Genomic DNA, 16,161 nt, shown 5'->3' with positions numbered 1-16,161 from the left:
GTCATCTGATAAAACGCCGTTCAGAAAGTCCTGTGACTTTGCTGGCGGCGTTTTGCTTTTATATGGTCTAACTTTCTTCCGGGCATCTCATGAAGCATTTAACTCTCCTCGGCTCGACCGGCTCTATCGGTTGCAGCACTCTCGACGTTGTTCGTCATAACCCTGAACAGTACACGGTGACTGCCCTTGTGGCCGGAAAGAACGTGCAGCGCATGGTTGAGCAATGTCTCGAGTTTACTCCCCGCTATGCGGTGATGGATGACGAGGAAAGTGCTCGCCAGGTCAAAACATTGCTGGCAGAGAATGGCAGCCGTACGAAAGTTCTGAGCGGACAGCAGGCCGCCTGTGACATGGCCGCGTTAAGCGAAGTGGACCTGGTGATGGCGGCTATCGTTGGTGCTGCCGGTCTACTGCCAACCCTTGCGGCCATTGATGCCGGTAAGACCGTACTGCTGGCCAACAAAGAGTCGCTGGTGACCTGCGGACGTCTGTTTATGGACGCGGTGAAAGCGCGAGGTGCGCGCCTTTTGCCGGTAGATAGCGAACATAACGCGATTTTTCAGAGTTTACCGCAACCTTTTCAACAGGACCTGGGGTACGCTTCCCTTGAGCAGAATGGCGTAGTATCGATTCTGCTTACGGGGTCTGGTGGCCCATTCCGTGAAACGCCGCTGTCTGAACTGGCCTCGATGACGCCCGATCAGGCCTGTCGGCATCCGAACTGGTCGATGGGACGTAAAATCTCCGTCGATTCCGCCACTATGATGAACAAAGGTCTGGAATACATTGAAGCTCGCTGGTTATTTAATGCGTCAGCGAAACAGATGGAAGTGCTGATCCACCCGCAGTCGGTGATTCATTCCATGGTGCGATATCAGGACGGCAGCGTGCTGGCGCAACTGGGCGAACCGGATATGCGCACGCCAATCGCCCATTCGATGGCGTGGCCTAACCGTGTGATCTCCGGGGCAAAGCCGCTCGATTTTTGCAAAATCAGCTCACTGACTTTCAGCGAACCTGACTATGATCGTTACCCTTGTCTGAAACTGGCGATGAACGCCTTCGATCAGGGGCAAGCCGCAACGACGGCGCTCAATGCCGCAAACGAAATTACCGTTGAGGCATTTTTGAATCAGCACATCCGCTTTACGGATATCGCGGCACTTAATCTGTCGGTACTTGAAGCGATGGATCTGCGTGAACCGCAGAGCGTGGAAGAAGTGCTGGCAGTTGATGCTGCAGCGCGCATCGTTGCACGCGAACAAGTGACGCGCCTCGCAAGCAGGTGATAATCCACCTGCTACAGGTCGTGCTATTTGTTAGCGTTGGGCTTCAGTGATATAGTCTGCGCCACCTGATTGCGGGTATTAGACGTTGAGCGGTCAGGTAAGCCGTGGTTTACACGGCTTTTTTGTGGAAAGGCTTCAGTATTCCTGAGTACCGTTAAATCCTTTCAGGGACTAAAAACGCGTTATGTTGTCTGCGAATCAACCAATAAGCGAAAACTTGCCAGCTCATGGCTGTCGCCATGTAGCAATCATCATGGATGGCAACGGCCGCTGGGCGAAAAGACAAGGGAAGATACGAGCCTTTGGGCATAAAGCTGGGGCGAAGTCTGTTCGCCGCGCCGTTTCTTTTGCCGCCAATAACGGCATTGATGCGTTAACGCTCTATGCTTTCAGCAGTGAAAACTGGAATCGGCCGCCGCAGGAAGTGACGGCGTTGATGGAATTGTTTGTGTGGGCGCTCGACAGCGAAGTAAAAAGCCTGCACCGCCACAACGTTCGCCTGCGCATTATCGGCGATACCAGTCGTTTCAACTCACGTCTGCAGGAACGCATTCGTAAAGCGGAAGCGGTGACCGAAAATAATACCGGTCTGACGCTCAATATCGCGGCGAATTACGGCGGACGTTGGGACATTATACAGGGTGTTCGGCATTTGGCCGAACAGGTTCAGGAAGGGCTGTTAACACCCGACCAAATTGATGAAGAGGCGCTGGGTCAGCAAATCTGCATGAACGAACTGGCACCTGTGGATTTGGTTATTAGGACAGGGGGAGAACATCGAATCAGTAACTTTTTGCTTTGGCAAATTGCCTATGCCGAACTTTACTTTACGGATGTTCTTTGGCCCGATTTTGATGAACAAGACTTTGAAGGTGCGCTGAATGCCTTTGCCAATCGTGAGCGTCGCTTCGGCGGCACGGAGCCGGGCACCGAAAAAGTCTGATGGGGGTAGCTTTTGCTGAAGTATCGCCTGATTTCCGCTTTTGTATTAATACCCATCGTTATCGCGGCGCTGTTTTTACTGCCGCCGGTGGGATTTGCCATTGTCACGCTGGTGGTGTGTATGCTCGCCGCGTGGGAGTGGGGGCAGCTTAGCGGCTTTACTTCGCGCACTCAGCGGGTATGGCTGGCGGTACTCTGTGGCCTGTTACTGGCGCTGATGCTGTTTATGTTGCCTGAATATCATCACGATATTCATCAACCGCTGATCGAGGGTTCCCTGTGGGCTTCCCTGGGCTGGTGGGTTGCCGCGCTGCTGCTGGTGCTTTTCTATCCCGGTTCGGCAGCGTTCTGGCGCAACTCTAAAACGTGGCGTCTGATTTTCGGCCTGCTCACAATTGTTCCTTTTTTCTGGGGTATGATCGTGCTGCGCGTCTGGCACTACGACGACAACCACTACAGCGGCTCTCTGTGGCTGCTGTATGTGATGATTCTCGTCTGGGGTGCTGACTCCGGGGCCTATATGTTTGGTAAACTGTTTGGCAAACATAAACTGGCGCCGAAAGTGTCGCCTGGCAAAACCTGGCAGGGGTTCATCGGCGGTCTGTTTACAGCTGCAATTATCTCCTGGGGATATGGCGTATGGGCGAATCTTGACGTCGCACCGTCTACGCTGCTGATCTGCTCTATCTTTGCTGCGCTGGCGTCGGTTCTTGGCGATTTGACCGAGAGTATGTTCAAGCGTGAAGCAGGGATCAAAGACAGCGGCCACCTTATCCCAGGACATGGTGGAATACTGGATCGCATCGATAGCCTGACGGCTGCGGTACCGGTCTTTGCATGCCTGCTGCTGCTGGTATTTGGCACGATTTAACGGAAGGTTTTATGCTGAGCATCCTATGGAATCTGGCGGCGTTCATTGTTGCACTTGGTGTGCTTATCACTGTGCACGAATTTGGCCATTTCTGGGTTGCCCGGCGCTGCGGAGTGCGGGTCGAACGTTTCTCGATTGGCTTCGGTAAATCCCTTTGGCGTCGCACTGACCGCCACGGTACCGAGTTTGTCATTGCGCTGATCCCGCTCGGCGGCTACGTCAAAATGCTCGATGAGCGCGTAGAGCCTGTCGCACCCGAAATGCGACACTACGCGTTCAACAACAAAACTGTCGGCCAGCGTGCCGCCATCATAGCTGCCGGTCCGGTGGCGAATTTCATCTTTGCCGTTTTCGCTTACTGGCTGGTGTTTATCATCGGTGTCCCTGGTGTTCGTCCGGTTGTTGGTGAAATAACCGCCAACTCCGTCGCCGCATCTGCGCAAATTGCGCCGGGCATGGAACTTAAAGCGATCGATGGTATCGAAACCCCTGATTGGGATGCCGTTAGGCTGCAACTGGTGTCGAAAATTGGCGATGACCAGACCACCATCACGGTTTCTCCGTTTGGTGCCAGTCAGAGTCAACGTCAGGACAAAGTGCTCGATTTGCGTCACTGGACCTTTGAACCTGACAAAGAAGATCCGGTTGCGGCATTAGGCATTCGCCCACGCGGTGCGCAGATTGAACCGGTGTTAGCGGAAGTCCAGGCAGATTCGGCAGCCAGTAAAGCAGGTTTGCAAGCGGGCGACAGGATCGTTAAAGTCGATGGTCAGCCGTTAACACAATGGATGACCTTTGTTATTCTGGTGCGCGATAATCCGGGCACACCGCTGGCAGTAGAAATCGAACGACAGGGGAGTCCGCTCTCTCTGACGCTCATCCCGGATACTAAACCGGGTGGTGGTAAGGCAGAAGGATTTGCGGGCGTCGTGCCAAAAGTGATCCCGCTGCCAGATGAGTACAAGACAATACGCCAGTATGGGCCGTTCAGCGCCATCCTTGAAGCCACGGATAAAACATGGCAACTGATGAAGCTGACGGTCAACATGTTGGGGAAATTGATAACCGGTGACGTAAAACTGAACAACCTCAGTGGGCCGATTTCTATCGCTCAAGGGGCTGGGATGTCAGCGGAATTCGGGGTGATTTACTATCTCATGTTTCTCGCGCTCATTAGCGTGAACCTCGGGATAATCAACCTGTTCCCGCTTCCCGTTTTAGACGGGGGGCATCTGCTGTTTTTAGCGATTGAAAAGCTAAAAGGTGGACCGGTATCCGAGCGAGTTCAAGACTTTAGTTATCGCATTGGCTCGATACTGCTAGTGCTGTTAATGGGGCTTGCGCTTTTCAATGATTTCTCTCGGTTGTAAGAGAGATAGTTAGGAAGAATGCATAATAACGATGGCGATGAAAAAGTTGCTCATAGCGTCGCTGCTGTTTAGCAGCGCAACCGTATACGGTGCTGAAGGTTTCGTAGTGAAGGATATTCATTTCGAAGGTCTTCAGCGTGTCGCCGTCGGTGCGGCCCTCCTCAGTATGCCAGTTCGCCAGGGCGACACGGTTAATGATGAAGATATCAGTAATACCATTCGTGCACTGTTTGCCACTGGCAACTTTGAGGACGTTCGCGTCCTGCGCGATGGTGATACGCTGCTGGTTCAGGTGAAAGAACGCCCGACGATCGCCAGTATCACTTTCTCCGGAAACAAATCGGTGAAAGACGATATGCTCAAGCAAAACCTTGAAGCATCTGGTGTTCGTGTCGGTGAATCTCTGGACCGCACCACCCTGTCCGACATCGAAAAAGGACTGGAAGATTTCTACTACAGCGTCGGTAAATACAGCGCGAGCGTCAAAGCCGTTGTCACCCCGCTGCCGCGTAACCGCGTCGACCTGAAGCTCGTCTTCCAGGAAGGCGTCTCTGCGAAGATCCAGCAGATCAACATCGTGGGCAACCACGCGTTCAGTACGGACGAGCTGATCTCTACCTTCCAGCTGCGCGATGAAGTGCCATGGTGGAACGTGGTCGGCGATCGTAAATACCAGAAACAGAAACTGGCGGGCGATCTCGAAACCCTGCGTAGCTACTACCTGGATCGCGGTTACGCCCGTTTCAACATTGATTCGACTCAGGTCAGTCTGACTCCGGACAAGAAAGGGATCTACATTACGGTTAACATCACTGAAGGCGATCAGTACAAGCTTTCTGGTGTTGAAGTCAGTGGAAACCTGGCGGGTCACTCCGCTGAGATCGAGAGCCTGACTAAGCTCCAGCCGGGCGAACTGTATAGCGGCGCGAAAGTGACCAAAATGGAAGACGGCATTAAAAAGCTGCTCGGCCGTTATGGTTATGCTTACCCGCGCGTACAGACTCAGCCTGAAATCAATGACACGGATAAAACCGTGAAACTCCACGTGAACGTCGATGCGGGCAACCGTTTCTACGTGCGTAAGATTCGCTTTGAAGGTAACGATACCTCCAAAGATTCCGTACTGCGTCGCGAAATGCGCCAGATGGAAGGCGCATGGCTGGGCAGCGATCTCGTTGACCAGGGTAAAGAGCGTCTGAACCGTCTGGGTTACTTCGAAACGGTTGATACGGATACACAGCGTGTATCAGGCAGTCCGGACCAGGTAGACGTCGTTTACAAGGTGAAAGAACGTAACACCGGTAGCTTTAACTTCGGTGTGGGCTACGGCACAGAAAGTGGCGTGAGCTTCCAGGTCGGCGTTCAGCAGGATAACTGGTTGGGTACGGGTTATTCTGTGGGTATCAACGGTACCAAGAACGACTACCAGACCTATTCCGAGTTCTCTGTTACCAACCCATACTTCACCGTTGACGGTGTGAGTCTGGGCGGTCGTATTTTCTATAACGACTTTAAAGCAGACGATGCGGACCTGTCCTCATACACCAACAAAAGTTATGGTGTTGATGGCACGCTGGGCTTCCCGATTAACGAATACAACACCCTGCGTGCTGGCTTAGGTTACGTGCATAACGACCTGTCCAATATGCAACCGCAGGTGGCGATGTGGCGTTATCTGGACTCCATCGGGCAGAAGGCAAGCACCTCCAGCGATAACAACGGTTTCGCTGCAGATGACTTCACCTTTAACTATGGCTGGACGTATAACCGTCTTGACCGTGGTTTCTTCCCGACAGAAGGTTCTCGCGTCAACCTGAACGGTAAAGTGACCGTTCCGGGTTCTGATAACGAGTTCTATAAGCTGACGCTGGATACCGCGTCTTACTTCCCAATTGATGACGATCACAAGTGGGTCGTTCTGGGTCGTACACGTTGGGGTTACGGCGATGGCTTAGGTGGCAAAGAGCTGCCATTCTATGAGAACTTCTATGCCGGTGGTTCCAGCACCGTCCGTGGCTTCCAGTCCAATAACATTGGTCCGAAAGCGGTGTACTACGGCGGTAACGATACAGATAACTGTGATAAAAAATCCTCGTCAGAAGTGTGTAGTTCTAATGACGCGGTAGGTGGTAACGCCATGGGTGTCGCCAGCCTGGAATTCATCACGCCTACGCCATTCATCAGCGACAAGTATGCGAACTCCGTGCGTACTTCGTTCTTCTGGGATGCGGGTACCGTGTGGGATACCAACTGGGAGAACACCGCTCAGATGAAAGCCGCTGGTGTGCCGGATTATAGCGATCCGAGCAACATTCGCATGTCTGCGGGTATCGCATTACAATGGATGTCACCGTTGGGGCCGTTGGTCTTCTCCTACGCCCAGCCGTTTAAGAAATACGATGGAGACAAAGCGGAGCAGTTCCAGTTTAACATTGGTAAAACCTGGTAATAATCCGCTGCAATGGAATGCGTTGGCAGTGTAGCGCTGACAACCGGCGATCGCACAGACGATCGCCTTGCCACGCAAAGAACGGTACCTTCGGGTACCAATGGGATGGTAAGGAGTTTATTGTGAAAAAGTGGTTATTAGCTGCAGGTCTGGGTTTGGCAATGGTGACTTCTGCTCAGGCAGCGGACAAAATTGCAATCGTCAACATGGGTAATCTTTTCCAGCAGGTAGCCCAGAAAACGGGTGTTTCCGCGACTCTGGAAAACGAATTCAAAGGCCGTGCTGGCGAACTGCAGGGTATGGAAAACGACCTTCAGTCCAAAATGCAGCGTCTGCAGCGTGATGGTTCTACCATGAAAGCTGCCGATCGTAGCAAGCTGGAAAAAGACGTAATGGCACAGCGTCAGACTTTCTCTCAGAAAGCACAGGCTTTCGAGCAGGATCGTCAGCGTCGTTCTAACGAAGAACGTGGCAAACTGGTTACCCGTATCCAGTCTGCTGTGAAAGCAGTTGCAGCCGATCAGAACATCGATCTGGTTGTTGATGCAAATGCCGTTGCTTTCAACAGTGGCGATGTGAAAGACATCACTGCTGATGTACTGAAACAGGTTAAATAAGTAATGCCTTCAATTCGACTGGCTGATCTCGCTCAGCAGTTGGATGCAGAATTACACGGTGATGGCGATATCGTCATCACCGCTGTTGCGTCCATGCAATCTGCTAAAGCAGGCACAATTACGTTCATGGTAAGCCCGAAGTACCGTGAGCACCTGGCTCAATGCCAGGCGTCTGCTGTCGTTCTGACGCAGGACGACCTTCCGTTTGCCACCTCTAGCGCGCTGGTAGTGAAAAATCCCTACCTGACTTACGCGCGTATGGCTCAAATTCTTGATACCACGCCGCAGCCGGCGCAGAACATTGCTGCCAGTGCAGTGATTGATCCTTCGGCTAAGCTGGGTAACAACGTTTCAATCGGCGCGAATGCCGTTATCGAATCCGATGTGGTTCTCGGTGATAACGTGGTGATTGGCGCGGGCTGTTTCGTTGGTAAACACACGAAAATTGGTGCTGGCTCCCGTTTGTGGGCCAATGTCACCGTTTACCATGAGATCGAAATTGGCGAAAACTGCCTGATTCAGTCCAGTACCGTGATCGGTTCGGACGGGTTCGGCTATGCTAACGATCGGGGTAACTGGATTAAGATCCCTCAGCTCGGCCGCGTGAGTATCGGCGATCGCGTTGAGATCGGTGCATGCACAACCATTGACCGCGGTGCGCTCGACGACACCATTATTGGCAATGGTGTTATCATTGATAACCAATGTCAGATTGCGCATAACGTTGTGATTGGCGACAATACGGCAGTTGCAGGTGGCGTAATCATGGCAGGCAGCCTGAAAATTGGTCGTTACTGCATGATCGGTGGTGCCAGCGTAATCAACGGGCATATGGAAATATGCGACAAGGTTACGGTGACAGGCATGGGTATGGTGATGCGTCCTATCACTGAACCGGGTGTCTACTCCTCCGGCATTCCGCTGCAACCGAATAAGATGTGGCGTAAAACCGCAGCTCTGGTGATGAATATTGATGATATGAGCAAGCGCCTCAAAGCTATTGAGCGCAAAATCGATCAACAAGACTAAAGGTTCATCCCTATAACGCTAAATTTCCCGGCCTGTCGGCTTTCTTCTAAACCGGCAGGCCGTGTTATTATTGCTATTCAGTAAATTTTGACAGGAAGAGTATTTTGACTACCGACACTCATACTCTGCATATTGAAGAGATTTTAGAGCTTCTGCCGCACCGCTACCCGTTTTTGCTGGTAGATCGTGTGCTGGATTTTGAAGAAGGTCGTTTTCTGCGCGCAGTGAAAAATGTCTCTGTAAATGAGCCATTCTTCCAGGGACACTTCCCTGGCAAACCTATCTTCCCGGGTGTGTTGATCCTGGAAGCGATGGCTCAGGCTACCGGTATTCTGGCGTTTAAAAGCGTCGGTAAACTGGAGCCAGGTGAGCTGTATTACTTCGCAGGTATCGACGAAGCGCGCTTTAAGCGTCCCGTCGTGCCTGGTGATCAGATGATCATGGAAGTGACTTTTGAGAAAACGCGCCGTGGCCTGACGCGCTTCAAAGGCGTTGCGCTGGTTGACGGCAAAGTTGTTTGCGAAGCGACCATGATGTGTGCGCGTAGCCGGGAGGCCTGATACGTGATTGATAAATCCGCCTTTATTCATCCATCTGCCATTGTGGAAGAAGGTGCCGTTATCGGTGCTAACGCCCACATTGGTCCTTTTTGTATTGTTGGCCCCCACGTCACTATTGGCGAGGGTACCGTACTGAAGTCTCACGTCGTCGTGAATGGTCATACGACCATTGGCCGCGACAACGAGATCTATCAGTTTGCCTCCATTGGCGAAGTGAACCAGGATCTGAAATATGCTGGCGAACCAACCCGTGTGGAAATCGGCGATCGTAATCGCATTCGCGAAAGCGTCACCATTCATCGTGGCACAGTACAGGGTGGTGGATTGACGAAGGTGGGCAGCGACAACCTCTTTATGGTGAATGCGCACATCGCGCACGACTGTACCGTAGGCAGCCGCTGTATCCTCGCCAACAACGCAACGCTGGCGGGACACGTATCGGTTGATGATTTCGCGATCATTGGCGGCATGACCGCAGTCCATCAGTTCTGCATCATTGGTGCACACGTGATGGTCGGCGGCTGCTCCGGTGTGGCACAAGATGTCCCACCGTATGTGATTGCGCAGGGCAACCATGCGACGCCGTTTGGCGTCAACATTGAAGGTCTCAAGCGTCGTGGCTTTAGCCGCGAAGCGATCACCGCGATCCGCAACGCGTACAAACTTCTGTACCGTAGCGGCAAAACGCTGGAAGAGGCCAAGCCAGAAGTTGCAGAGCTGGCAGAACAGCACCCTGAAGTGAAAGCGTTCACCGAGTTCTTTGAACGCTCAACTCGCGGTCTGATTCGTTAATGGTCGACAATCGTCCATTAACGATAGCCCTGGTCGCCGGAGAAACCTCCGGCGATATTCTTGGTGCAGGTCTTATCCGCGCACTCAAGGCTCGCGTACCTAACGCCCGCTTTGTCGGCGTCGCCGGTCCGCTGATGCAGGCCGAAGGCTGCGAAGCCTGGTACGAAATGGAAGAGCTGGCGGTGATGGGCATTGTGGAAGTGCTGGGTCGTTTGCGCCGTCTGCTGCACATCCGCGCCGATCTCACCCGTCGTTTTACCGATCTCAAACCCGATGTCTTTGTCGGTATCGATGCCCCAGATTTCAATATCACCCTTGAAGGGAACCTGAAAAAGCAGGGTATCAAAACGATCCATTACGTCAGTCCGTCCGTCTGGGCGTGGCGACAGAAACGTGTTTTCAAAATAGGCAGATCGACCGATCTGGTGCTTGCTTTTCTGCCTTTCGAAAAAGCGTTTTACGATAGATTCAATGTTCCGTGCCGCTTTATCGGTCATACCATGGCAGACGCCATGCCGCTTGATCCGGATAAAAACGCGGCGCGCGATATTCTCGGCATCCCTCACGACGCCCACTGTCTGGCCTTATTGCCAGGTAGTCGCGGTGCGGAAGTGGAAATGCTCAGCGCCGATTTCCTGAAAACGGCGCAAATCCTGCGTCAGACCTACCCGGATCTGGAAGTGGTCGTCCCGCTGGTGAATGCGAAACGCCGCGAGCAGTTCGAGCGCATCAAAGCCGAAGTGGCGCCGGATCTGCACATCCACCTGCTGGATGGCAAAGGCCGTGAGGCGATGATCGCCAGCGATGCTGCGCTGCTTGCTTCGGGCACGGCGGCGCTGGAGTGCATGCTCGCCAAATGTCCGATGGTGGTGGGTTATCGCATGAAGCCGTTCACCTTCTGGCTGGCGAAACGCCTGGTGAAAACGGATTATGTGTCGCTGCCGAACCTGCTGGCCGGTCGTGAACTGGTGAAAGAGTTATTGCAGGAAGAGTGTCAGCCGCAGGCGTTAGCCGATGCGTTGCTGCCGCTGCTGGCCGACGGTAAAACCAGCCACCAGATGCATGACACATTCCGGGAGTTGCATCAGCAGATCCGCTGTAATGCCGATGAGCAGGCGGCGGATGCGGTGCTGGAGTTAGCAAAATGATGGAATTTGTGTACCCTCACACGCACCTTGTTGCGGGTGTGGACGAAGTCGGACGCGGTCCGCTGGTCGGTGCGGTGGTGACTGCCGCCGTCATCCTCGACCCTAATCGCCCGATTGTTGGGCTCAACGACTCAAAAAAGCTTTCCGAAAAGCGCCGTCTGGCGTTGTTCGATGAGATCAAAGAAAAAGCGCTGGCGTGGAGCTTAGGCCGCGCCGAGCCTGAAGAGATCGACCGACTGAATATTCTGCATGCCACCATGCTGGCGATGCAGCGCGCCGTTGCCGGGCTGAACATCGCCCCGGAATATGTGCTGATCGACGGCAACCGCTGCCCGGTACTGCCGATGCCGTCGCTGGCGGTAGTGAAGGGCGACAGCCGCGTGCCTGAAATCAGCGCGGCATCCATTATTGCTAAAGTCACGCGCGATGCTGAAATGGCCGCGCTGGACGTCACTTTTCCCCAGTATGGCTTTGCCCAGCACAAGGGGTATCCGACCGCTTTCCATCTGGAAAGACTGGCTGAACACGGCGCAACTGAACATCATCGACGCAGTTTTGGTCCGGTGAAACGCGCACTGGGACTGGTGTCCTGAATCAATACGCAAGCAATTAAGTAACGCGGAATCTGAAGATGGCTGAACCACGTTTCGTACACCTGCGGGTGCATAGCGACTACTCCATGATTGATGGGCTGGCGAAGACCGGGCCGCTGGTAAAAAAGGCGGCCTCTCTTGGCATGCCTGCGCTGGCGATCACCGATTTCACTAACCTTTGCGGTCTGGTGAAGTTCTACGGAACGGCGCATGGCTCGGGGCTTAAGCCCATTGTCGGCGCAGATTTTCACGTCCAGAGCGATCTGATCGGCGATGAGTTGACGCAAATTTCCGTGCTCGCGATGAATAACACGGGCTACCAAAACCTGACGCTGCTGATCTCCCGCGCCTACCAGCGCGGCTACGGCGCGGCAGGCCCATGGATCGACCGCGAGTGGCTGGCAGAGCTGAATGAGGGCTTACTGCTCATCTCTGGCGGCCGCATGGGTGATGTCGGTAAAAGCCTGATCCGTGGCAACAGCGTGCTCGTCGATCAGTGCGTTGCATTTTATGAAGAACACTTCCCGGATCGCTTCTATCTGGAGCTGATCCGTACCGGTCGTCCTGATGAGGAGAGCTATCTGCATGCGGCGGTAGCCCTTGCGGAAGAGCGCGGTCTGCCTGTCGTGGCTACCAATGACGTCCGTTTCCTTGAACCGGGTGATTTTGATGCGCACGAGATCCGTGTCGCCATCCACGATGGTTTTACCCTCGACGACCCGAAACGACCGCGTAACTACTCTTCGCAGCAGTACATGCGTAACGAAGACGAGATGTGCGAGCTGTTCGCTGACATCCCGGAAGCGCTGGAAAACAGCGTCGAAATCGCCCGTCGCTGCAACGTCACCGTTCGCCTGGGCGAATACTTCCTGCCGCAGTTCCCGACCGGCGATATGACCACCGAAGATTTCCTCGTGGTGAAATCGAAAGAGGGTCTGGAAGAGCGTCTGGAATTCCTGTTCCCGGATCCGGCCGTACGCGCCGAAAAACGCCCACCGTATGATGAACGTCTGGATATCGAACTCCAGGTGATCAACCAGATGGGATTCCCGGGCTACTTCCTGATCGTAATGGAATTTATCCAGTGGTCGAAGGACAACGGCGTGCCGGTAGGGCCTGGCCGTGGTTCCGGTGCGGGTTCGCTTGTGGCCTATGCGCTAAAAATTACCGACCTCGATCCGCTGGAGTTTGACCTGCTGTTCGAACGTTTCCTTAACCCGGAACGTGTCTCGATGCCCGACTTCGACGTTGACTTCTGCATGGAGAAACGCGACCAGGTAATTGAGCACGTCGCGGATATGTACGGTCGTGACGCGGTATCGCAGATTATTACCTTCGGTACGATGGCGGCGAAAGCGGTTATCCGCGACGTGGGCCGCGTACTGGGCCACCCGTACGGTTTTGTCGATCGCATCTCCAAACTGGTGCCGCCCGATCCGGGCATGACTCTGGCGAAAGCCTTCGAAGCCGAGCCGCAGCTGCCGGAAATCTACGAAGCGGACGAAGAGGTCAAAGCGCTGATCGACATGGCGCGCAAGCTGGAAGGCGTGACGCGTAACGCCGGTAAACACGCCGGTGGTGTGGTGATCGCCCCGACCAAAATTACCGATTTTGCGCCGCTGTATTGCGACGAATCGGGCCAGCACCCGGTTACCCAGTTCGACAAGAACGACGTGGAGTACGCGGGCCTGGTGAAGTTCGACTTCCTCGGTTTGCGAACGCTCACTATCATCGACTGGGCGCTGAAGATGATCAACCCGCGCCGCGCCAAACAGGGCCTGGAGCCGATTGATATCGCCGCCATCCCGCTCGATGACAAGAAAAGCTTCGACATGCTGCAGCGCTCGGAAACCACGGCGGTGTTCCAGCTTGAATCCCGCGGCATGAAAGACCTGATTAAGCGTCTGCAGCCTGACTGCTTCGAAGATATGATCGCGCTGGTGGCCCTGTTCCGTCCGGGCCCGTTGCAGTCCGGGATGGTAGATAACTTTATCGACCGTAAGCACGGTCGCGAAGAGATTTCCTACCCTGACGTTCAGTGGCAGCATGAGTGTCTGAAACCGGTTCTGGAGCCGACCTACGGCATTATCCTGTACCAGGAACAGGTGATGCAGATTGCGCAGGAGCTTTCCGGCTATACCCTTGGCGGCGCGGATATGCTGCGTCGTGCGATGGGTAAGAAAAAGCCGGAAGAGATGGCCAAGCAGCGCGGCACCTTTGAAGAGGGCGCGAAAAGCCGGGGCGTAGACGGCGAGCTGGCGATGAAAATCTTCGACCTGGTGGAGAAATTCGCCGGTTACGGGTTTAACAAATCGCACTCCGCAGCCTACGCGCTGGTCTCGTATCAAACCCTGTGGCTGAAAGCGCACTACCCTGCAGAATTTATGGCGGCCGTGATGACCGCCGATATGGATAACACCGAAAAAGTGGTCGGCCTGGTGGATGAGTGCTGGCGCATGGGGCTGAAAATCCTGCCGCCGGACATTAACGCCGGGATGTACCATTTCCACGTCAATGACGACGGTGAAATTGTTTACGGGATCGGCGCCATCAAAGGCGTGGGCGAAGGCCCGATCGAAGCGATCATCGAAGCGCGTAACAACGGCGGTTACTTCCGCGAGCTGTTCGATCTTTGCGCTCGTACCGACACCAAAAAGCTGAACCGTCGGGTGCTGGAAAAACTGATTATGTCCGGGGCGTTTGACCGCCTCGGCCCGCACCGCGCGGCGCTGATGAATTCCCTCGGCGATGCGCTGAAAGCGGCTGACCAGCACGCGAAAGCGGAAGCGATTGGTCAGGCTGATATGTTTGGCGTGCTGGCGGAAGAGCCTGAGCAGATTGAGCAGTCTTATGCCAACTGCCAGCCGTGGCCAGAACATACGGTACTGGAAGGGGAGCGTGAAACGTTGGGGTTGTACCTGACGGGTCACCCGATCAACCAGTATCTGAAAGAAATTGAGCGCTATGTCGGAGGCTATAGGCTAAAAGACATGCATCCGACGGAACGTGGTAAAATGACCACGGCGGCGGGGCTCGTCATTGCTGCGCGGGTTATGGTCACCAAGCGCGGTAATCGCATCGGCATCTGTACGCTGGATGACCGCTCCGGGCGGCTGGAGGTGATGTTATTCACCGAAGCGCTGGAAAAATACCAGCATTTGCTGGAAAACGACCGCATACTTATCGTCAGCGGACAGGTCAGCTTTGATGACTTCAGCGGCGGGCTTAAAATGATGGCCCGTGAAGTGATGGATATTGACGAAGCCCGGGAAAAATATGCTCGCGGGCTTGCTATCTCGCTGACGGACAGGCAAATTGATGACCAGCTTTTAAACCGACTCCGTCAGTCTCTGGAACCCCATCGTTCGGGGACCATTCCAGTACATCTCTACTATCAGAGGGCGGATGCACGTGCGCGATTGCGCTTTGGTGCAACGTGGCGTGTCTCTCCGAGCGATCGTTTACTCAACGATCTCCGTGGCCTCATTGGTTCGGAGCAGGTGGAACTGGAGTTTGACTAATACAGGAATACTATGAGTCTGAATTTCCTTGATTTCGAACAGCCGATTGCAGAGCTGGAAGCGAAAATCGATTCTTTGACAGCGGTAAGCCGTCAGGATGAAAAACTGGATATTAACATCGACGAAGAAGTGCATCGTCTGCGTGAAAAAAGCGTAGAACTGACGCGCAAAATCTTTGCCGATCTCGGCGCATGGCAGATTGCCCAGCTGGCTCGTCATCCACAGCGCCCGTACACCCTGGATTATGTCCGCCTGGCGTTTGATGAATTTGACGAACTGGCAGGCGATCGCGCTTATGCTGACGACAAAGCCATTGTCGGCGGTATCGCACGTCTGGATGGTCGCCCGGTGATGATCATTGGTCATCAGAAAGGCCGTGAAACCAAAGAGAAGATCCGTCGTAACTTTGGTATGCCAGCGCCGGAAGGTTACCGTAAGGCCCTGCGCCTGATGGAAATGGCCGAGCGCTTTAACATGCCGATCGTGACCTTTATCGACACCCCAGGTGCCTACCCGGGCGTCGGTGCAGAAGAGCGCGGTCAGTCTGAAGCTATCGCACGCAACCTGCGCGAAATGTCTCGTCTGTCCGTTCCGGTGATTTGTACCGTGATCGGTGAAGGCGGTTCCGGTGGCGCACTGGCTATCGGCGTGGGCGATAAAGTGAATATGCTGCAGTACAGCACCTATTCCGTTATCTCTCCGGAAGGCTGTGCGTCCATTCTGTGGAAGAGTGCAGACAAGGCGCCGCTGGCGGCGGAAGCGATGGGTATCATCGCGCCACGTCTGAAAGAGCTGAAGCTGATCGACACCGTGATCCCAGAACCACTGGGTGGCGCGCATCGTAAGCCGGAAGTGATGGCCGCTTCCCTCAAGGCACAGCTGCTGGCTGACCTGGCCGATCTCGATGTGCTGAGCAAAGAAGACCTGCTCAATCGTCGCTATCAGCGCCTGATGAACTACGGTTACGCCTAAGCGACACA

Annotated in this window: 13 protein-coding genes; all 13 read left to right on the top strand. The window is 54.2% G+C overall.

The annotated features are described in order from the left end of the window. Positions 1-89 precede the first annotated feature (89 nt). The 13 genes from ispC (at position 90) to accA (ending at position 16,153) form a co-directional block, all read left to right on the top strand. Entirely contained in the window at positions 90-1,289 is a 1,200-nt protein-coding gene (gene ispC, locus QQF33_RS12930) for a 1-deoxy-D-xylulose-5-phosphate reductoisomerase (RefSeq protein ID WP_285150686.1), read from the top strand. A gap of 184 nt (positions 1,290-1,473) precedes the next feature. Further along, entirely contained in the window at positions 1,474-2,232 is a 759-nt protein-coding gene (gene ispU / locus QQF33_RS12925; RefSeq protein ID WP_282491709.1) for a (2E,6E)-farnesyl-diphosphate-specific ditrans,polycis-undecaprenyl-diphosphate synthase, read from the top strand. 12 nt (positions 2,233-2,244) lie between these two features. Further along, positions 2,245-3,102: a phosphatidate cytidylyltransferase gene (gene cdsA, locus QQF33_RS12920; protein ID WP_282491710.1), complete on the top strand. Its 858-nt coding sequence runs from the start codon at positions 2,245-2,247 to the stop codon at positions 3,100-3,102. An 11-nt stretch (positions 3,103-3,113) separates the two neighbouring features. After that, positions 3,114-4,472 (top strand): sigma E protease regulator RseP, encoded by a 1,359-nt coding sequence (gene rseP, locus QQF33_RS12915; protein ID WP_282491711.1) that lies wholly within the window; start codon positions 3,114-3,116, stop codon positions 4,470-4,472. 31 nt (positions 4,473-4,503) lie between these two features. Continuing rightward, positions 4,504-6,921, top strand: coding sequence for an outer membrane protein assembly factor BamA (gene bamA, locus QQF33_RS12910; RefSeq protein WP_282491712.1), 2,418 nt, complete (start codon positions 4,504-4,506; stop codon positions 6,919-6,921). Between the two features lie 122 nt (positions 6,922-7,043). Then, entirely contained in the window at positions 7,044-7,538 is a 495-nt protein-coding gene (gene skp, locus QQF33_RS12905; RefSeq protein WP_282491713.1) for a molecular chaperone Skp, read from the top strand. A gap of 3 nt (positions 7,539-7,541) precedes the next feature. Continuing rightward, positions 7,542-8,567, top strand: a complete 1,026-nt coding sequence (lpxD, locus tag QQF33_RS12900; protein WP_285157938.1) for a UDP-3-O-(3-hydroxymyristoyl)glucosamine N-acyltransferase — start codon at positions 7,542-7,544, stop codon at positions 8,565-8,567. A gap of 104 nt (positions 8,568-8,671) precedes the next feature. After that, positions 8,672-9,127, top strand: coding sequence for a 3-hydroxyacyl-ACP dehydratase FabZ (gene fabZ / locus QQF33_RS12895; RefSeq protein WP_007373234.1), 456 nt, complete (start codon positions 8,672-8,674; stop codon positions 9,125-9,127). Between the two features lie 3 nt (positions 9,128-9,130). Next, positions 9,131-9,919, top strand: coding sequence for an acyl-ACP--UDP-N-acetylglucosamine O-acyltransferase (lpxA, locus tag QQF33_RS12890; protein ID WP_282491715.1), 789 nt, complete (start codon positions 9,131-9,133; stop codon positions 9,917-9,919). Then, a complete protein-coding gene (gene lpxB, locus QQF33_RS12885; RefSeq protein WP_285157937.1) occupies positions 9,919-11,067 on the top strand; it encodes a lipid-A-disaccharide synthase in 1,149 nt (382 codons plus the stop codon). The genes lpxA and lpxB overlap by 1 nt, the downstream gene beginning before the upstream one ends. Continuing rightward, entirely contained in the window at positions 11,064-11,660 is a 597-nt protein-coding gene (gene rnhB / locus QQF33_RS12880) for a ribonuclease HII (protein ID WP_285150688.1), read from the top strand. Before lpxB ends, rnhB begins: the two co-directional genes overlap by 4 nt. Before the next feature lie 38 nt (positions 11,661-11,698). Next, positions 11,699-15,181 (top strand): DNA polymerase III subunit alpha, encoded by a 3,483-nt coding sequence (gene dnaE / locus QQF33_RS12875; protein ID WP_285145958.1) that lies wholly within the window; start codon positions 11,699-11,701, stop codon positions 15,179-15,181. 12 nt (positions 15,182-15,193) lie between these two features. Next, positions 15,194-16,153 (top strand): acetyl-CoA carboxylase carboxyl transferase subunit alpha, encoded by a 960-nt coding sequence (accA, locus tag QQF33_RS12870; RefSeq protein ID WP_095280853.1) that lies wholly within the window; start codon positions 15,194-15,196, stop codon positions 16,151-16,153. The last annotated feature ends 8 nt before the right edge of the window (positions 16,154-16,161 follow it).

This window comes from Lelliottia wanjuensis, from assembly GCF_030238365.1.
Taxonomy (GTDB): Bacteria; Pseudomonadota; Gammaproteobacteria; order Enterobacterales; family Enterobacteriaceae; genus Enterobacter; species Enterobacter wanjuensis.
Note: the sequence above shows the minus strand (reverse complement) of the source record. Positions and strands in the feature narration are given on the sequence as shown.